The following is a 16,514-nucleotide window of genomic DNA, read 5'->3' on the forward strand; positions in this document are numbered from 1 at the left end:
GGGCGCTGGCGCTGTGCGGCGCGGCGGCGGAGTGCGTCATGGTGGCGGGCTACTGCCTTTACGACGCCGCATTGGCGGGGAGCCTGGCCGGCGGGCTGGCGGGCATCCCCAGCAATCTGGTGCAGGCGGCCTTCGGCGTGGCGGCCTCCACGCTGCTGGCCCTGGCCCTGCGGCGCAGCGAGTACGTCCGCCGGGCCTTCCCCACTCTGTGAGATGCGAAAAAGACCGCTCCGTGACGGTTCGTCACGGAGCGGTCTTTTTCTTTTACAGCCCGCCCAGGCCGTCGGGGGCGGGGGGCGTCACCCCGGCGCCCACGCCGGAGGTGGCCTTGGCGGTCTCAAAGTAGCTCAGCTCCACGCAGCGGCGCTGGGCCAGGAAGAACACCGCTACCGCCAGCATCCACCCTCCCGTAATCAGGGTCCAGGCCCAGCCGGGGAGAATCAGGATGCCGGCCGTGTCCAGCACGGGCAGGGGGCGGGAGGGGTCCTGCATGTAAACGGAGAGGACCCGGGCCATCTCCCGGTAAAGCAGGAAGTTCTGGATCAGGGAGGGGACGGAGGCCAGCAGCGTCCAGCCCAGGTAGCTCAGGTCCAGCAAAAACAGCTGGCCCTTGTAGCCGGCGGTCTGCCGGCGGCTCATTTCCATGGCCCCCAGAATACCCACGTCCGGATTCTCATAGAGATTGAAGGGCGCGAAGCGGTAGCGGTAGGCGGCCACGATGCCGGGGACAATGAACAGCATGGACCACAGGCCGATGAAGAGGTCCATCAGCAGGCACAGCCCGATGAGGCGGCCCACGAAGGAGAACCCGTCGAACAGCGTCAGGTATTCCGCCCGCTCCCCCCGGCGCAGGGCCATGCAGTAGAGGATGAACCCGGCGCCCAGCACCGTGCCCATCAGCGAGGTGAGGATGGAGACGAAGGTGGAGAGGATGCCCCGCCCGCCGCTGAACACGCTCACCAGGTCCAGCACCAGCAGCACCAGGACGTACAGGGCCGTCATGCCCACGGGGGAGACCCGGGCGCCCGCCAGGAGCCCGCGGGCCTCCTGTTTCCGGGCTTTTCGGTCGATCAATTGTGGTGTCATAGGGGAAACCCTTTCTGAAAGAAGACTTTCGCCGGAAAAGCGATGAGACCAATATAGCATGTTTTGGCGGAAATGACAAGGGAGGCCGGCGGAAGGGGGGCGGATTTTTGCAAATCAGGTTAAAATGACCAAAAGCATAAAAAATGCGACAAAAAAAGGGGTTATTTCCATAAAAACTGCTGTTCACAGACTGGACATTTTTCAAAATAGGGTGTAGAATGATCCGCAGTATGTGGTAGTCTCGCCAGAGCAAACATGCCCCGTCCAGCCGGTGGATGGGGCACTTGTCGGCGCCTGGCCCAGCTATCAGGAGTAAAAATGAGGTGAAGACAATGGCACAAGCTTTCTTTGGCGGCGTTCATCCCAATGACATGAAAGCCGCGACCAATGAAAAGGCCATCGAGCAGCTGGCTCCGCCGGCAGAGGTGGTCATCCCCATGTCGATGCACTTTGGCGCACCCTGTACACCCCTGGTGAAGGCCGGGGACCTTGTCAAGGTGGGTCAGAAAATCGGCGAGTTCCACGGTCTGGGAGCTCCCATCCACGCCAGCGTTTCCGGTAAGGTGAAGGCAGTGGAGCCCCGGCCCTATTCCATGGGCGGCAACATGATGTCCGTGGTCATCGAGAACGACTTCCAGGATACCCTCAGCGAAGAGGTCCAGGCCCCCGCGGACCCGGACGCCCTGACGGTGGAGGAGATGGTGGAGGCCGTCAAGAACGCCGGCATCGTCGGCATGGGCGGCGCGACCTTCCCCACCCACGTGAAGATCTCCGGCGGTATCGGCAAGGTGGACACCGTCATCATCAACGGTGCCGAGTGCGAGCCCTACATCACCGGCGACCACCGCACCATGCTGGAGCGCCCCGAGGAGATCATCGGGGGCGCTACATATCTGGCCAAGATGTTTGGCGTGGACAAGGTTGTGATCGGCGTCGAGGACAACAAGCAAAACGGCATCGACGCGATGAACAAGGTCATCGCCGAGAAGAAGGCCCCCGTGGTGGTGGAGGCGCTGCACTGCCGCTACCCCCAGGGTGGTGAAAAACAGCTGTGCCAGGCCATCACCGGCAAGCAGGTGCCCCCCGGCGGCCTGCCGTCCAACATCGGCTGCGCCGTGTTCAACATCAACACCACCTGTGCCATTTTCCGTGCCATCACCTTGGGCATGCCCGTGGTGAGCAAGATCGTCACCGTGTCCGGCTCCGGCGTGGTGGAGCCCAAGAACCTGGAGTGCCCCATCGGCACCCCCGTCTCCTGCCTGTTCGATGCCTGCGGCGGCCTGAACGAGAAGACCTACAAGCTGATCTCCGGCGGCCCCATGATGGGCATGGCCCAGTACACCGCGGACGTTCCCGTGGGCAAGGGCACCGGCGCCATGCTGGCCTTCTGCGCCAACGAGGAGCAGACGGTGGAGGCCCCCCAGTGCATCCGCTGCGGCAAGTGCGTCTCCGCCTGCCCCATGCACCTGGAGCCCCTGTTCATGTACCAGTACGCCGCCAAGGGCATGGCCGATGAGCTGAACGACGCCCACATCATGGACTGCATGGAGTGCGGCGCCTGCGCGTACGCCTGCCCGGCCCGGATGCATCTGACCCATATGTTCAAGTATGGCAAGCAGATCGTTAAGGACAAGATGGCCGCCGACAAGGCTGCGGCCGAGGCCAAAAAGGCTGCAGAAGAGAAGAAGGAGGCCGTGAACAAATGACGGACTACAAGAATCTGAAACTGATTGCCACTTCTTCCCCCCATATCCGCGGCAATGAGACCACCCGGAGCATCATGCTGGACGTCATCATCGCCATGGTGCCCGCCCTGGTGTGGGCCGTGATCTGCTTCGGGCTGAAGGCCCTGACGCTGACCGCCGTCTCCGTGGTGGGCTGCATGTTCTGGGAGTGGCTGTACCGCACGCTGCTGAAAAAGCCCCAGTCCATCGGCGATTTCAGCGCCGTGGTCACGGGTATGCTGCTGGCCTTCGTCAGCCCCGTCACCACCCCCTACTGGATGATCCTCATCGGTGATTTCTTCGCCATCATTGTGGTCAAGCAGCTCTTCGGCGGCATCGGCAAGAACTTTGTCAACCCCGCCCTGGCCGGCCGCGCGTTCCTGCTGGGCAGCTACGCCGGCGTCATGACCACCTGGATCGCCCCCGGTGAGAGCGCCCCCCTGTTCGGCTCCACCGCCGACATCATCACCGCCGCCACCCCCATGGCCTATCTGAAGACCGGGGATATGGAGACGCTGAGAGGCACCTACACCGTGGTGGACATGTTCCTGGGCAAGACCGGCGGTTCCCTGGGCGAGATTTCCGCCCTGCTGCTGCTGGTGGGCGGCGCCTATCTGATCTTCCGCAAGGTCATCAACTGGCAGACCCCCGTGGCCTACATCGCCACCGTGGCGGTTCTCAGCTTCCTGTTCCCCAAGAGCGGCAGCGGCCTGGAGTGGATGCTGTACAGCATCTTCGGCGGCGGCTTGATGCTGGGCGCCTTCTTCATGGCCACCGACTACGCCACCTCTCCCGTAACCAAGAAGGGCCAGCTGATCTTCGGCATCGGCTGCGGCCTCTTCACGGTGCTGATCCGTTATTTTGGCTCCTATAACGAGGGCGTCTGCTACTCCATCATGGTGATGAACCTGTGCGTGGCACTGATCGACAAGTATACCAAGCCCACTCGTTTTGGCGTCGTGAAATCCGATAAGAAGGAGGCGGCTGCGAAATGAGTACCGAAGTGAAGACTCAGGAAAAAGCCAACATGGACCCCCAATACATCATTAAGCTGACCGTGACGTTGTTTGTGACCTGCGTGATCGTGGCGGGATTGCTGGGCCTGGTGAACATGGTGACCAAGGACCGGATCGCCGCCATCAACTGGGAGAACACCCAGACCGCCATGAGGGCCGTGGTGGCCGACCCCGACAACGCCGCCTTCTCCGAGGAGGCGCTGGAGAACACCGAGGCCATGAGCGCCGCGGCCTCCGCCGCCGGCGGCACCCTGGACTCCGTGTATGAGGTGCTGATGGGCGGCGAACACGCCGGCTACGCCATCAAGGTGGTGGCCAGCGGCTCCCAGGGCAGCATCGAGATGATGGTGGGCGTGGACGCTGAAAACGTGGTCACCGGCGTCGCCATCGTGGACAACGCCGAGACCGCGGGCATCGGCTCCAAGGTCATGGAAAACCAGAACGGCGTTCTGGACCAGTTCCAGGGCAAGAGTGCTGCCGACGGCACGCTGTCGGTGGGCTCCAACGTGGTGGCCATCTCCGGCGCCACCGTCTCCACCAAGGGCGTCACCACCGGCGTCAACGCCGCCATTGCCGTGGCCGGCGCCATCGGTTGAGAAGGGAGGAGCTGAATCGTATGAATCTGAAAAGACAGTTTATGGACGGTCTGGTGAGCCAGAACCCGGTTCTGGTGCAGATGCTGGGCCTGTGCTCCACGCTGGCCATCACCACGTCGTTTTTCAACGGACTGGGCATGGGCGTGGCCGTGCTCATCATCCTGACGTTGTCCAACATCATCATCTCCGCGATCCGCAAGATCGTCCCCGATAAAATCCGCATCGCCATGTTCATCGTGGTCATCGCGGGCTTCGTCACCATGGTGGACCTGCTGATCCAGGCGTTTTTGCCGGATCTGGCCAAGTCCCTGGGCGTGTTCATCCCCCTGATCGTGGTGAACTGCATCATCCTGGGCCGGGCCGAGTCCTTCTCCTATAAGAACGGCATCGGCGCGTCGCTGTTCGACGGCATCTTCCAGGGCGTGGGCTATACCCTGGTGCTGCTGGCCATGTGCGTCATCCGCGAGCTGCTGGGCGCCGGCACCTTCGGCGGCGGCATCCTGGGCCCCGACGGAAAGGGCATCCAGATCCTCCCCTCCCAGTTCCCCGCCGGTATGCTGACCCTGCCCGTGGGCGGCTTCCTGGTGCTGGGCTGCCTGATCGCCGCCATGCAGTGGGCGCTGGCACGGCCCAAGAAGAATAAGGAGGAGAGCAAATAATGGATCAGATCTTTGAACTCCTGGCGATTACGCTGGGCGCCATTCTGGCAAACAACTTTATCTTCTCCCAATTCCTGGGCATCTGCCCCTTCCTGGGCGTGTCCAAGAAGGTGGACACCGCCGTGGGCATGGGCTTCGCCGTGACCTTCGTCATGGGCCTGGCCTCCGCCATCACCTGGCTGGTCAACACCTTCATCCTGATCCCCTTCGACCTGATGTACATGCAGACCGTGGCCTTCATTCTGGTCATCGCGTCCCTGGTGCAGTTCATCGAGATGTTTTTGCAGAAGTCCATGCCCTCCCTGTATACCGCGCTGGGCGTGTACCTGCCGCTGATCACCACCAACTGCGCCGTGCTGGGCGTCGCCCTGCTGAACATCCAGAACAACTACAACTTCATCTCCTCTGTGGTGTACGGCATCACCGGCGGCCTGGGCTTCCTGCTGGCCATCGTGCTGTTTGCCAGCATCCGGGAGCGGCTGGTGTTCGCTGAGTATCCCAAGGCGTTTGAGGGCTTCCCCATCGCCCTGGTCACCGCTGGTCTGATGGCCCTGGCATTCATGGGCTTCTCCGGCCTGAAGATCTGGTAAGGAGGCACATACTATGAATATTGTTGCTGCAATCGCAGTGCTGGGCGTGCTGGGCGCCGTGTTCGGCCTGGTCCTGGCGGTCGCCTCCAAGGTCTTCGAGGTGAAGAAGGACCCCCGGGAGGAGGCCATCCTGAGCCATCTGGCCGGCGCCAACTGCGGCGGCTGCGGCTATCCCGGCTGCGCCGGCTGCGCCGCCGCCATGCTGAGTGGTGAGGCCCCCGTCAACGCCTGCGCCCCCGCCGGCGCCGAGAACGCCGCCGCCATCGCCGCCATTCTGGGCCAGGAGGCCCCCTCCGGGGAGCGCCAGGTAGCCTTCGTCCGCTGCAACGGCGGTACCAACGCCAAGAAGCGCTTCGCCTACGTGGGCGTGAAGGACTGCATGGCCGCCACCAAGGTGGCCGCCGGCCCTCTGGACTGCTCCTTCGGCTGCCTGGGCTTCGGCTCCTGCGTGTCCGCCTGCCAGTTCGACGCCATGTCCATCGGCCCCAACGGCACCGCCGTGGTGGACCCGGACAAGTGCACCGCCTGCATGGCCTGCGCCAAGGCCTGCCCCCGGAAGCTGATCGTCTCCGTCCCCGCCTCCAAGAAGGTCCACGTGGCCTGCGCCAACCAGGACAAGGGCAAGGCCGCCATGAGCGTGTGCGCCAGCTCCTGCATCGGCTGCGGCCTGTGCGAGAAGGAGTGCCGGAAGGACGCCATCCACGTGGTGAACGGCGTGGCCATGATCGATTACGACAAGTGCATCAACTGCAAGCTGTGCACCAAGGTCTGCCCGAGAGACGCCATCCTCCCCATCGCCACCGCGGAGGAGAAGGAGAAGTACAAGGCCGTCAAGAAGGCCCAGGCCGAAAAGGCCAAGGCCGCCGCGGAGGCCAAAGCCGCCGCTGCCGCCGGTACCCCTCAGTAAATCCGCTGGAAAAAAGTTCCCCAAATCGTCAGATTTGGGGAACTTTTCTATTGCGTTTTCGGCCCAAATGGCCTATCATGACAACCAACAGGCAGAGTAGGAACACATGTGTGAAATAGTGCCGGGAAAACGGGGAGTTGTTTTCCGGACGAAAGGGCGAATGCCTTGCAGTGTGTGTTCCGCATCCCGCTGCCGCATCAGGGAACTGCGACGGCCTTCCTCTGTGCGGCGCTCCGGTATCGGACTGCCGAATTGACAGAAGGAAGGTATTTTTATGTCCAAATTCAACGCGAAGACCATTTGCCGCATCGGCGTGCTGGCGGCGCTGTACGTGCTGCTGAACATGGTGTCCATCAAGGCGGGGAACCTGCGCATCACCTTCGCCTCGCTGCCGGTGGTGGCAACGGCCCTGCTGTTCGGGCCGCTGGAGTCGGTGCTGGTGGCCCTGTTCGGAGAGTTCTTGAACCAGCTGTTGGGGGGCTACGGCATCACCGCCACCACCGCCCTGTGGCTGCTGCCCCCCGCCATCCGGGGGCTGATTGTGGGCGCCGCCGCCTCGGTGCTGCGGCCCCTGGAGAGCCGCCCGGCGGCCTGCTACGGCGTGTGCGTGCTGGCGGCGCTGGCGACCACCGCGGCCAACACCGCCGTCATCGCCGTGGATGCCCTGCTCTACGGGTATTTCACCCCGGCACTGGTGGTGGGGGACCTGGCGTGGCGGCTGGTGTCCGGCATGGTGATTGCCGTGGTGATCGCCACGGTGGCCATGCCTCTGGCGGGCCTGCTGCGCCGTCAGGGCCTGGCCCGGAGCTGAGGCCATGACGGGAGAAGAGGCCATCGCCTATATCCACAGCTTCCAGTGGCAGGGGCACGCCCCGGGGCTGGAGCGCATCCGCCGCCTGCTCCGCGCCCTGGGGGACCCCCAGCGGGCGCTGCGCTTCGTCCACGTGGCGGGCACCAACGGCAAGGGGAGCACCTGCGCCTGCATCGCCGCCATTCTCCAGGCGGCGGGCTACCGGGTGGGGCTGAACACCTCCCCCTATCTGACGGTGTTCCACGAGCGCATCCGGGTGAACGGCGCCATGATCTCCGACGGGGACCTGGCAGCGCTGACGGAGCGGGTCCGCCCTGCCGCCGAGGCCATGGGGGAGCACCCCACGGAGTTCGAGCTCATCACCGCCATCGCCCTGCTGTACTTCCGGGAGCAGGGCTGCGACATCGTGGTGCTGGAGGTGGGGCTGGGGGGCGCCCTGGATGCCTCCAACGTCATCGACACCCCGGAGGCGGCGGTGCTCACCGCCATGGGTATGGACCACATGGCCCAGCTGGGCCCCACCCTGGCGGACATCGCCGCCGCCAAGGCGGGCATCATCAAGCCCGGCGGCGCCGTGGTCAGCTACGGCGGCTGCCCGGAGGCGGACGCTGTGTTCCGCAGCACCTGCCGGGAGCGGGGGGCGGCGCTGCGGGAGGTGGACTTCTCCCGCCTGGGGGACTGCCGCCTGGCCCTCTCCGGCGGCGCCTTTACGCTGGCCCCCTACGGGGAGTTGCGCATCCCCCTGGCCGGGGCCTACCAGGTCAAAAACGCCGTCACCGCCGTCACGGCGGCGGAGGTGCTGGCGGAGCGGGGGTGGGCCATCTCGCCGGAGGACATCCGCCGGGGGCTGGCCGCTGTCTGCTGGCCGGGGCGGTTCGAGGTGCTGCGCCGCCGCCCGGCGGTGCTGCTGGACGGCGCCCACAACGCCCACGGCATGGCCGCCGCAGCGGAGAGCCTGGGGATGCTGTTTCCCGGGCGGCGGGTGACGGTGGTGCTGGGGGTGCTGGCGGACAAGGACGTGGGGGAGATGCTGGATTGTCTGGCCCCCCTGGCGGAGCAGGTCTTCGCCGTCCGGCCCGACAGCCCCCGGGCCCTGGAGGCGGAGGCGCTGTGCCGCCTGCTGGCGGAGCGGGGCGTGGCGGCCCGGCCCTGCCGGACGGTGGGGGAGGCCGTGGCCGCCGCCATCCGCACCGCCGGGCCGGAGGGCGTGGTGTGCGCCCTGGGGTCGCTGTATTTCTCCGGCGCAGTGCGCCGGGCGGTGGAGGAGTCCTGAGCGAGAGGCTCGGGACTCCCTTTTTGGAAAAACCGCCCTGGAAAACATTGTTCAAACATCCGTCTCCCTTTGTTTACAATTTGTTTATATCCATCCATTGACAAGCGTTTGCGGTGGTGGTAAACTCGCTTTAGCACTCAAGAGAAGAGAGTGCTAAAGTTATGCAACCCTATTGCAAAGGAGCGTCACAGAGGTGTGAGCGTGGAACTGACGGAGCGAAAACGGCAGATATTGAAGGTTGTGGTGGAGGATTACATCCAGACCGCGGAGCCCGTGGGCTCCAAGGCCATCGCCGTCCAGATGGGCGGCAGCGTCAGCTCCGCCACCATCCGCAACGAGCTGGCGGATCTGGTGGACCTGGGCTATCTGGAACAGCCCCACACCTCCGCCGGGCGGGTTCCCTCTCCCAAGGGCTACCGGCTGTACGTCAACGAACTGATGCGCCGCCAGGAGCTCTCCCTGGCGGAGACGGAGAAGATCAACCGCTCCCTCCAGATCAAGATGGAGGAGCTGGACCACCTCCTCTCCCAGGCGGGAAGGGCGGTCAGCGCCTTTGTGAACTACCCCGCCTATGTGGCCGCCGCCGGGCGCAAAGAGGTGACCGCCCGCCGGTTCGACCTGCTGGCGGTGGATGAGCGCAGCTGCATCGTGGTGATGATGATGGGCGACAACCGGGTGAAAAGCCAGTTGCTGAAGCTGCAACTGAAGGTGGACCCGGAGCAGATGCCCACTCTGGTGAATCTGCTGAACGGCCACTTCACCGGCATCTCCACCGAGGAGATGAACCAGCGCCTCATGAGCGTGGCGGAGCAGGTGGCGCCCCAGATGTTCCTTCTGCTCTCCCAGACCATCGCCTACGCGGTGGACGTTTTGGAGGAGGCGGGCCAGCGGGAGATCGTCACCGCCGGCGCCAGCCAGATTTTGAAGCTGCCGGAGTTCCGGGATGCCGCCAAGGCCCACGAGCTGATGAGCTTCCTCACCGACGGGAAGGAGAACCTCCCCATGCCGGAGGAGGGGCCCATGAAAATCCTCATCGGGCCGGAGAACGTGGCGGGCGCGCTGCAGGACACCAGCGTGGTGGTGGCCAGCTACGACATCGGCGACGATATGCGGGGCCTCATCGGCGTGGTGGGCCCCACCCGCATGGACTATGCGACAGTGGCCGCGCGGCTCTCCGGCTTTGCCGACGGGCTGACCCGGCTGTTTGGAAAACAGGAATTACCCCCGAAGGAGGAACCAAAGAAATGAGCGAGGAACAAAAGCAGCCCCTCGAGGAGGAGATCCCGGAGACCCAGGCCGCCCAGGAGGAGGCGCCCCAGGCGGACGCCGCCGGGGAGGAGAAGGCGGAGAAGGCCGGAAAGGCCAGGAAGAAAAAGGAAAAGAGCTTTACCTTTACCCGGGAGCAGGTGGAGCAGATGGAGCTGGCGGCCAAGCAGCTGGAGGCTGTGAAGGAGCAGTTCGTCCGCCTCACCGCCGAGTACGACAACTACCGCAAGCGCACCGCCAAGGAGAAGGACGGCCTGTACCAAGACGCCAAGGCGGATACCATCAAGGCGTTTTTGGCGGTGTACGACAATCTGGAGCGGGCCGCCTCCAGCGAGGGCGGGGAGGACTCCCCTCACAAGAAGGGTCTGGAGATGATTTTCACCCAGTACAAGGAGATCTTGAAAAAGCTGGGGGTGGAGGAGATCGAGGCCCTGGGCCGTCCCTTTGACCCGGAGAAGCACAACGCCGTCATGCACATCGACGACGAGAGCCTGGGGGAGAGCGTGGTGGCCCAGGTGTTTCAGGCGGGCTTCTCCATGGGCGACAAGGTGATCCGCCACGCCATCGTGCAGGTGGCGAACTGAGCGGAGCCATCCGTCCCGGCCCGCCGCCGCGCAGACGGCGGTTCTGGAATCCTTTGGAAATCATATGAATTTTTCGATAGAATGTGGAGGCAACAGATATGTCTAAAGTCATTGGTATTGATTTGGGTACCACCAACTCCTGCGTGGCCGTCATGGAGGGCGGCGAGGCAGTCGTCATCCCCAACGCCGAGGGCAACCGCACCACCCCCTCCGTCGTGGCCTTCTCCAAGACCGGCGAGCGGATGGTGGGCCAGGTGGCCAAGCGCCAGGCCATCACCAACCCTGACCGGACCGTGATCTCCATCAAGCGGGAGATGGGCTCCGACTACAAGGTGAACGTGGACGGCAAGGCCTACACCCCCCAGGAGATCAGCGCCATGATTCTCCAGAAGCTGAAGGCGGACGCCGAGGCCTATCTGGGCGCCCCCGTCACCGAGGTGGTCATCACCGTGCCCGCCTACTTCACCGACTCCCAGCGCCAGGCCACCAAGGACGCCGGCAAAATCGCCGGCTTGGACGTCAAGCGCATCATCAACGAGCCCACCGCCGCGGCCCTGGCCTACGGCATGGATAAGGAGCAGACCCAGAAGATCATGGTCTACGACCTGGGCGGCGGCACCTTCGACGTCTCCGTGCTGGAGATCGACGACGGCGTGATCGAGGTGCTGGCCACCGCCGGCAACAACCGCCTGGGCGGCGACGACTTCGACGAGTGCGTGATGAAGTACCTGGTGGCCGAGTTCAAACGCAGCGACGGCGTGGACCTCTCCGGCGACAAGGTGGCCATGCAGCGGCTGAAGGAGGCCGCCGAGAAGGCCAAGATCGAGCTCTCCGGCGTCACCACCTCCAACATCAACCTGCCCTATATCACCGCCGACGCCACCGGCCCCAAGCACCTGGACGTCACCCTCACCCGGGCCAAGTTCAACGAGCTCACCGCCCATCTGGTGGACGCCACCATGGGCCCCGTGCGCCAGGCCATGTCCGACGCCGGGCTGAAGCCCAGCGATCTTTCCAAGGTGCTGCTGGTGGGCGGCTCCAGCCGGATTCCCGCCGTCCAGGAGGCGGTGAAGAACTTCACCGGCAGCGAGCCCTTCAAGGGCATCAACCCCGACGAGTGCGTGGCCATGGGCGCCGCCCTCCAGGCGGGCGTCCTCACCGGCGACGTGAAGGGCCTGCTGCTGCTGGACGTCACCCCGCTGTCCCTGGGCATTGAGACCATGGGCGGCGTGTGCACCAAGCTCATCGACCGCAACACCACCATCCCCGTGAAGAAGAGCCAGATCTTCTCCACCGCCGCCGACAACCAGACCAGCGTGGAGGTCAACGTCCTCCAGGGCGAGCGGGAGATGGCCGCCGCCAACAAGTCCCTGGGCCGCTTCCACCTGGACGGCATCGCCCCGGCCCGCCGCGGCGTGCCCCAGATCGAGGTGACCTTCGACATCGACGCCAACGGCATCGTCAACGTCTCCGCCAAGGACCTGGGCACTGGCAAGGAGCAGCATATCACCATCACCTCCTCCTCCAACATGGGCAAGGAGGACATCGAGAAGGCCGTGCGGGAGGCGGAGCAGTACGCCGCCCAGGACAAGAAGATGAAGGAAGAGGTGGAAGTCCGCAACCAGGCCGACCAGATGGTTTACCAGAGCGAGAAGACCCTCTCCGAGATGGGCGACAAGATCCCCGAGGGCGACAAGAGCAAGGTCCAAAGCGGCATCGACAAGCTGAAGGAGGTCCTGAAGGGCACGGACACCGCCGCCATCAAGGCCGCCACCGAGGAGCTGACCCAGTCCTTCTACGCCGTCAGCGAGAAGCTGTACCAGCAGGCCAATCCCCAGGGCGCCCAGGGTGCCCAGCCCGGCCCCGGCGCCGGCGCTCAGGACGGCCAGTATTACGACGCCGACTACAAGGTGGTCGACGAGGACGACCAGAACAAACAGTGAGACACACGGACCGATGGGACGGGGAGCATCTCCCCGCCCCATTCGGACCGTTTTGCGTGAATGGAGCGGGTGTCCGGCGGAGGAGTCTCCGGCCGCCCGGTCCGGACGCCTGATTCCTGACGAGGGAGAACGAACATGGCAGAACAGAAAAGAGACTATTACGAGGTCCTGGGCATCTCCAAGGGCGCCTCGGAGGACGAGATCAAAAAGGCCTATAAGAAGATGGCCCGGCAGTACCACCCGGACTTGAACCCCGACGATCACACGGCGGAGGAGCGGTTCAAGGAGGTCAACGAGGCCTACGAGGTGCTGTCCGACAGCGACAAGCGGGCCCGGTACGATCAGTACGGCCACGCCGGCGTGGACCCCAACTTCGGCGGCGGCGCCGGGTTTGACGGCGGCTTCGACTTCGGGGACCTGGGGGACATCTTCGGCAGCTTCTTCGGCGGGGGCTTCGGCGGCGGGCGGCGCACCAATCCCAACGCCCCCCAGCGGGGGGAGAGCATCCGCATGTCCCTGGCCATCAGCTTTGAGGAGGCGGCCTTTGGCTGCGAAAAGGCCGTCACCGTGGATAGAATGGAGCCCTGCGACACCTGCCACGGCAACGGCAGCGCCCCCGGCACCACGCCGGAGGTCTGCCCGGACTGCCACGGCACCGGCCAGGTCCAGGTCCGGCGGCAGACCCCCATGGGGGTGTTCGCCACCAGTGCCCCCTGCACCAGGTGCGGCGGCAAGGGGAAGATCATCCACCAGCCCTGCAAGGACTGCCACGGCGCCGGGGCAGTCCGCCGGCGCAAGACCATCCAGGCCAGCATCCCCGCGGGCATCGACAACGGCCAGACCATCTCCATCCGGGGCCAGGGCCACGCCGGAAAGAACGGCGGCCCGGCGGGGGACCTGCTCATCACCATCACCGTCCGGCCCCACGAGCTGTTCCGGCGGGAGGGCACCTCCGTTTTGTGCGAGGCGCCCATCACCTTCGCCCAGGCGGTGCTGGGGGCGGAGCTGGAGATCCCCACCATTGACGGCAAGGTGAAGTACGAGCTGCCGGAGGGCACCCAGAGCGGCACCACCTTCCGCCTCAAGGGCAAGGGCATTCCCTCCATCAACGGCCGGGGCCGGGGAGACCAGTATGTGACGGTCTACATCGAGACCCCCCGCAACCTGAACAAGGAGCAGAAAGAGGCCCTGAAAAAGTTTGCCGAGAGCGTGGGGGACAACAACTACGAGGAACGGAAGAAGTTCTTCAAGAAGTTCAAGAAGTGAGGCGCGGGCATGTATCTGGCTGACTTTCACACCCATTCCAGCCTCTCGCCGGACGCCCGCTGCTCCATGACGGAGATGGCCCTGGCGGCTGTCGCCGCGGGGCTTGATGAGCTGTGCTTCACGGACCACCTGGAGCCGGTGCGGTGGGACACCCAGGAGCTGTGTCCCCCCTACGACTGGGCCGCCCTGGCGGCGGCCTTCGCGGAGGCCCGGGCGGCGGTGGGGGACCGCCTCCGGCTGCGCCTTGGCATCGAACTGGGGGACGCCCCCCGGGACATTGCCCACACCGAGGCGCTGATGGCGCCGGCTCCGGCACTGGACTTCATCATCGGCTCGGAGCACATGCTCTCCAGCCGGTACGGCTGCCGCGACCTCTCCGCGTTCGACCCCGCCGACGAGGCGGAGGCCCGGGCGGGCATCGCGGACTATCTGGAGCAGGTGCGGCTGCTGGCGGAATGGGGCCGCTTCTCCGTCCTGGGCCATTTGACGCTGCCGCTGCGGTATCTGAACGAGAAGCGGGGTTTCTGCCTGACCTTCGACGGGTTTGAGGCGGAGGTGGAGGACATCCTCCGCACCCTGATTCAAAAGGGCTGCGGCATTGAGCTGAACACCAACCGGGGCGGGGAGCCCCTGCCCGCGGAGAAGTGGCTGCGGATGTACCGGCGCCTGGGGGGCGAGATCGTCACCCTGGGCAGCGACGCCCACGACACCCGGTATGTGGGCTGCGCCATCCGGGAGCGGCAGGCGCTGCTGCGCGCATGCGGCTTCACCCGGTTTTGCACCTTTGAACACCTACAGCCCGTCTGGCACGCGCTGTGAGGAGGAACGAACAGGAGGACACACCATGAACATCGCATTGGGCTGCGACCACGGCGGCTACGCCCTGAAGCAGGACATCATCCGGCTTCTGGAAAAGCTGGGCCATACCTATGAGGACTTCGGCTGCGACTCCACGGACAGCTGCGACTATCCCGACTTCGGCGCGGCGGCGGCCCGGGCCGTGGCCGACGGGCGCTGTGAGCGGGGCATCGTGCTCTGCACCACCGGCATCGGCATCTCCATCTCCGCCAACAAGATCCGGGGCATCCGCTGCGCCCACTGCGCGGACTGCCTGGAGGCGGAGATGACCCGCCGCCACAACGACGCCAACATGCTGGCCATCGGTGCCGGGTTCACCGGCAGAAGCATGGCGGAGCGCATGGTGGAGGTCTTTTTGTCCACGGAGTTTGAGGGAGGGCGCCACGCCCGCCGGGTGGAGAAGATGATGGCCCTGGAGAACGGGGCCGGCTGACCCCCGTTTTTCGGAGAGGAGTGGACGGAACATGGCAGGCTCCAGAGGATATCGCAACTACCGGGGACGGACCCCCAAATGGAAAACCGCCCTGGCGGCGGTGCTGGTGCTGGTCATTCTGGCCGCGGCGGGCTTCATCGTTTTGCAGGAGCATCTGGTCTATGACGAGGCGGGCATCCCCCACCTGCGCCTGCCCAAGAGCCCGGAGGCGGAGACGCCGCCGGAGGAGGGGGAGGACGTGGAGCTGACCATCCAGCCGCCGGAGGGGCCCGCCGCCGTCCTGGTGCGGGACCTGGGGGAGACGCCGCTGACCCAGGCGGGCCTTGCGGCGGCCCTGGCCGCCGGGGAGGCGGACGATGCCTGGGCCGTCACGCTGAAGGACGGTGACGGCGGGGTGTATTTCGACTCCTCCGCCGCCGTGTCCGGCTCCGCCTCCGTGGCGGAGGACACCGCCGCCGCCCTGAAGACCCTGAACGGCGGGGAGGGGCGGTACACCGTGGCCCGGATCGGCTGCTTCCACGACCCCCGGGCCGCCAACAGCGACGTGGAGGCCATGGGGCTGCAAAACACCGGCGGCTTCATTTTCTACGACGGCAGCAACAGCCAGTGGCTGGACCCCGCCAAGCCCGCCGCCCGGGCGTATCTCCGGGAGCTGGTCCGGGAGGCGGCGGAGCTGGGCTTCGACGAGATTCTCCTCACCGGCGTCTCCTACCCCACGGAGGGCAAGCTGGACAAGATCGCCTACGGCGAGGGGGACCGGTTCGCCCACCTGACGGCCTTCCTGAAGGAGGTCCGGGAGACGCTGGAGCCCTACGGCGCGGCGCTGTCCATTGAGCTGCCGGAGGCGGTGGTAAGCTCCGGCAGCGACGAGGCCGCCGGGCTGTCCCTGGCGGAGATCGCCCCCCTGGTGGACCGCGTCTATGTCCCGGCGGAGCCGGCGGGGCTGGAGGCCCTGGCTGACCGGATCACCGCCGCAGGCGGCGCCGACTTTGTACCGGAGCTGACGGCGGAGGCCGGGGACTGGACCGGCAGCCGGTTGCTTTTGGCGGCGTAAACCGAAAGAAAGACCGCCCGTGCCACGCGTGGCACGGGCGGTCTTTCTTTGTGCGGTCCAAATGCCTGCGGTACTTTTGGGAAAAGGTTGCTGTGGGGCGGGAGGGATATGCCGCGCACTTGCGGGCCGGGGGGCCGGTACCGCCGCGTATATGCCGCGGCAAAACCGAAGGATCTGCTTTCACCGCCCCGTGGCAAACTGGTATGACCGGTGAAAGAGACTGCCCGCGCCATATATGGCGCGGGCAGTCTCTCTGTGCGGTCAATATATCCGCGGCACTTTTGGGAAAAGACCGCTGAGGGGCGGGAGGATATGCCGCGCACTTGCGGGCCGGGCAGCCGGTTCTGCCGCGTACACGCCGCGGCAAAACCGAAGTTTACCAGCTTTCGTCGCCCCCGCGGTTAAACGGCTTGACCGGTGAAAGAGAATTGCCCGCGCCATGTGTGGC

Annotated in this window: 16 protein-coding genes, 1 pseudogene and 1 riboswitch; of the genes and pseudogenes, 16 read left to right on the forward strand and 1 reads right to left on the reverse strand. The window is 65.3% G+C overall.

Translation table 11 applies throughout. The features are described from left to right. Positions 1 to 212 (forward strand): annotated as a pseudogene (locus QZS21_RS06095) (ECF transporter S component); the annotation flags it as partial. A 52-nt stretch (positions 213 to 264) separates the two neighbouring features. Here the strand turns inward: QZS21_RS06095 and QZS21_RS06100 are convergent. Beyond that, entirely contained in the window at positions 265 to 1,086 is an 822-nt protein-coding gene (locus QZS21_RS06100; RefSeq protein ID WP_295581358.1) for a DUF975 family protein, read from the reverse strand. Between the two features lie 332 nt (positions 1,087 to 1,418). Between QZS21_RS06100 and rsxC the strand changes: the two genes are divergently transcribed. The 15 genes from rsxC to QZS21_RS06175 all read left to right on the forward strand — a co-directional run bounded on the left by rsxC (position 1,419) and on the right by QZS21_RS06175 (position 16,066). Continuing rightward, positions 1,419 to 2,792, forward strand: coding sequence for an electron transport complex subunit RsxC (rsxC, locus tag QZS21_RS06105; protein ID WP_295581360.1), 1,374 nt, complete (start codon positions 1,419 to 1,421; stop codon positions 2,790 to 2,792). After that, positions 2,789 to 3,805, forward strand: coding sequence for an RnfABCDGE type electron transport complex subunit D (locus QZS21_RS06110; RefSeq protein WP_295581362.1), 1,017 nt, complete (start codon positions 2,789 to 2,791; stop codon positions 3,803 to 3,805). Before rsxC ends, QZS21_RS06110 begins: the two co-directional genes overlap by 4 nt. Next, complete coding sequence (locus tag QZS21_RS06115; RefSeq protein WP_295581364.1) at positions 3,802 to 4,422, forward strand: FMN-binding protein; 621 nt, start codon at positions 3,802 to 3,804, stop codon at positions 4,420 to 4,422. Before QZS21_RS06110 ends, QZS21_RS06115 begins: the two co-directional genes overlap by 4 nt. Before the next feature lie 20 nt (positions 4,423 to 4,442). Next, complete coding sequence (locus QZS21_RS06120) at positions 4,443 to 5,081, forward strand: electron transport complex subunit RsxE (protein WP_295581366.1); 639 nt, start codon at positions 4,443 to 4,445, stop codon at positions 5,079 to 5,081. A gap of 8 nt (positions 5,082 to 5,089) precedes the next feature. Continuing rightward, positions 5,090 to 5,671 (forward strand): electron transport complex subunit RsxA, encoded by a 582-nt coding sequence (gene rsxA, locus QZS21_RS06125; RefSeq protein ID WP_366557576.1) that lies wholly within the window; start codon positions 5,090 to 5,092, stop codon positions 5,669 to 5,671. Between the two features lie 13 nt (positions 5,672 to 5,684). After that, on the forward strand, positions 5,685 to 6,578 hold the full coding sequence (locus QZS21_RS06130; RefSeq protein WP_295581370.1) for an RnfABCDGE type electron transport complex subunit B: 894 nt from the start codon (positions 5,685 to 5,687) through the stop codon (positions 6,576 to 6,578). Positions 6,579 to 6,668: 90 nt separating this feature from the next. Next, positions 6,669 to 6,772, forward strand: a riboswitch (THF riboswitch). An 80-nt stretch (positions 6,773 to 6,852) separates the two neighbouring features. Next, positions 6,853 to 7,389 (forward strand): ECF transporter S component, encoded by a 537-nt coding sequence (locus QZS21_RS06135; RefSeq protein WP_295581373.1) that lies wholly within the window; start codon positions 6,853 to 6,855, stop codon positions 7,387 to 7,389. A 4-nt stretch (positions 7,390 to 7,393) separates the two neighbouring features. Beyond that, positions 7,394 to 8,662 carry a folylpolyglutamate synthase/dihydrofolate synthase family protein gene (locus tag QZS21_RS06140; RefSeq protein ID WP_295581375.1) on the forward strand — a complete coding sequence of 423 codons (1,269 nt, stop codon included), beginning with the start codon at positions 7,394 to 7,396 and terminating at the stop codon, positions 8,660 to 8,662. 195 nt (positions 8,663 to 8,857) lie between these two features. Beyond that, the gene (gene hrcA / locus QZS21_RS06145) at positions 8,858 to 9,910 is read left to right on the forward strand and encodes a heat-inducible transcriptional repressor HrcA (RefSeq protein ID WP_295581377.1); all 1,053 of its coding nucleotides are present in this window, start codon (positions 8,858 to 8,860) and stop codon (positions 9,908 to 9,910) included. Further along, a complete protein-coding gene (grpE, locus tag QZS21_RS06150; RefSeq protein WP_295581379.1) occupies positions 9,907 to 10,512 on the forward strand; it encodes a nucleotide exchange factor GrpE in 606 nt (201 codons plus the stop codon). The genes hrcA and grpE overlap by 4 nt, the downstream gene beginning before the upstream one ends. A gap of 98 nt (positions 10,513 to 10,610) precedes the next feature. Continuing rightward, positions 10,611 to 12,455 carry a molecular chaperone DnaK gene (gene dnaK / locus QZS21_RS06155; RefSeq protein ID WP_295581381.1) on the forward strand — a complete coding sequence of 615 codons (1,845 nt, stop codon included), beginning with the start codon at positions 10,611 to 10,613 and terminating at the stop codon, positions 12,453 to 12,455. A 135-nt stretch (positions 12,456 to 12,590) separates the two neighbouring features. Beyond that, positions 12,591 to 13,721, forward strand: coding sequence for a molecular chaperone DnaJ (dnaJ, locus tag QZS21_RS06160; RefSeq protein WP_295581383.1), 1,131 nt, complete (start codon positions 12,591 to 12,593; stop codon positions 13,719 to 13,721). Positions 13,722 to 13,730: 9 nt separating this feature from the next. After that, positions 13,731 to 14,540 carry a histidinol-phosphatase HisJ family protein gene (locus QZS21_RS06165; RefSeq protein ID WP_295581385.1) on the forward strand — a complete coding sequence of 270 codons (810 nt, stop codon included), beginning with the start codon at positions 13,731 to 13,733 and terminating at the stop codon, positions 14,538 to 14,540. Positions 14,541 to 14,565: 25 nt separating this feature from the next. Then, complete coding sequence (gene rpiB / locus QZS21_RS06170) at positions 14,566 to 15,012, forward strand: ribose 5-phosphate isomerase B (RefSeq protein WP_295581387.1); 447 nt, start codon at positions 14,566 to 14,568, stop codon at positions 15,010 to 15,012. A 31-nt stretch (positions 15,013 to 15,043) separates the two neighbouring features. Next, positions 15,044 to 16,066, forward strand: coding sequence for a putative glycoside hydrolase (locus tag QZS21_RS06175; protein WP_295581389.1), 1,023 nt, complete (start codon positions 15,044 to 15,046; stop codon positions 16,064 to 16,066). Positions 16,067 to 16,514: the final 448 nt, after the last annotated feature.

This window comes from uncultured Oscillibacter sp., from assembly GCF_900544955.1.
Lineage (GTDB): Bacteria > Bacillota > Clostridia > Oscillospirales > Oscillospiraceae > Oscillibacter.

What these genes read in the sequence shown, in the direction of transcription:
- QZS21_RS06100 (WP_295581358.1), bottom strand. Translation starts at nt 1,086, where the DNA reads ATGACACCACAATTGATCGACCGAAAAGCCCGGAAACAGGAGGCCCGC.
- rsxC (WP_295581360.1), top strand. Translation starts at nt 1,419, where the DNA reads ATGGCACAAGCTTTCTTTGGCGGCGTTCATCCCAATGACATGAAAGCC.
- QZS21_RS06110 (WP_295581362.1), top strand. Translation starts at nt 2,789, where the DNA reads ATGACGGACTACAAGAATCTGAAACTGATTGCCACTTCTTCCCCCCAT.
- QZS21_RS06115 (WP_295581364.1), top strand. Translation starts at nt 3,802, where the DNA reads ATGAGTACCGAAGTGAAGACTCAGGAAAAAGCCAACATGGACCCCCAA.
- QZS21_RS06120 (WP_295581366.1), top strand. Translation starts at nt 4,443, where the DNA reads ATGAATCTGAAAAGACAGTTTATGGACGGTCTGGTGAGCCAGAACCCG.
- QZS21_RS06130 (WP_295581370.1), top strand. Translation starts at nt 5,685, where the DNA reads ATGAATATTGTTGCTGCAATCGCAGTGCTGGGCGTGCTGGGCGCCGTG.
- QZS21_RS06135 (WP_295581373.1), top strand. Translation starts at nt 6,853, where the DNA reads ATGTCCAAATTCAACGCGAAGACCATTTGCCGCATCGGCGTGCTGGCG.
- QZS21_RS06140 (WP_295581375.1), top strand. Translation starts at nt 7,394, where the DNA reads ATGACGGGAGAAGAGGCCATCGCCTATATCCACAGCTTCCAGTGGCAG.
- grpE (WP_295581379.1), top strand. Translation starts at nt 9,907, where the DNA reads ATGAGCGAGGAACAAAAGCAGCCCCTCGAGGAGGAGATCCCGGAGACC.
- dnaK (WP_295581381.1), top strand. Translation starts at nt 10,611, where the DNA reads ATGTCTAAAGTCATTGGTATTGATTTGGGTACCACCAACTCCTGCGTG.
- dnaJ (WP_295581383.1), top strand. Translation starts at nt 12,591, where the DNA reads ATGGCAGAACAGAAAAGAGACTATTACGAGGTCCTGGGCATCTCCAAG.
- QZS21_RS06165 (WP_295581385.1), top strand. Translation starts at nt 13,731, where the DNA reads ATGTATCTGGCTGACTTTCACACCCATTCCAGCCTCTCGCCGGACGCC.
- rpiB (WP_295581387.1), top strand. Translation starts at nt 14,566, where the DNA reads ATGAACATCGCATTGGGCTGCGACCACGGCGGCTACGCCCTGAAGCAG.
- QZS21_RS06175 (WP_295581389.1), top strand. Translation starts at nt 15,044, where the DNA reads ATGGCAGGCTCCAGAGGATATCGCAACTACCGGGGACGGACCCCCAAA.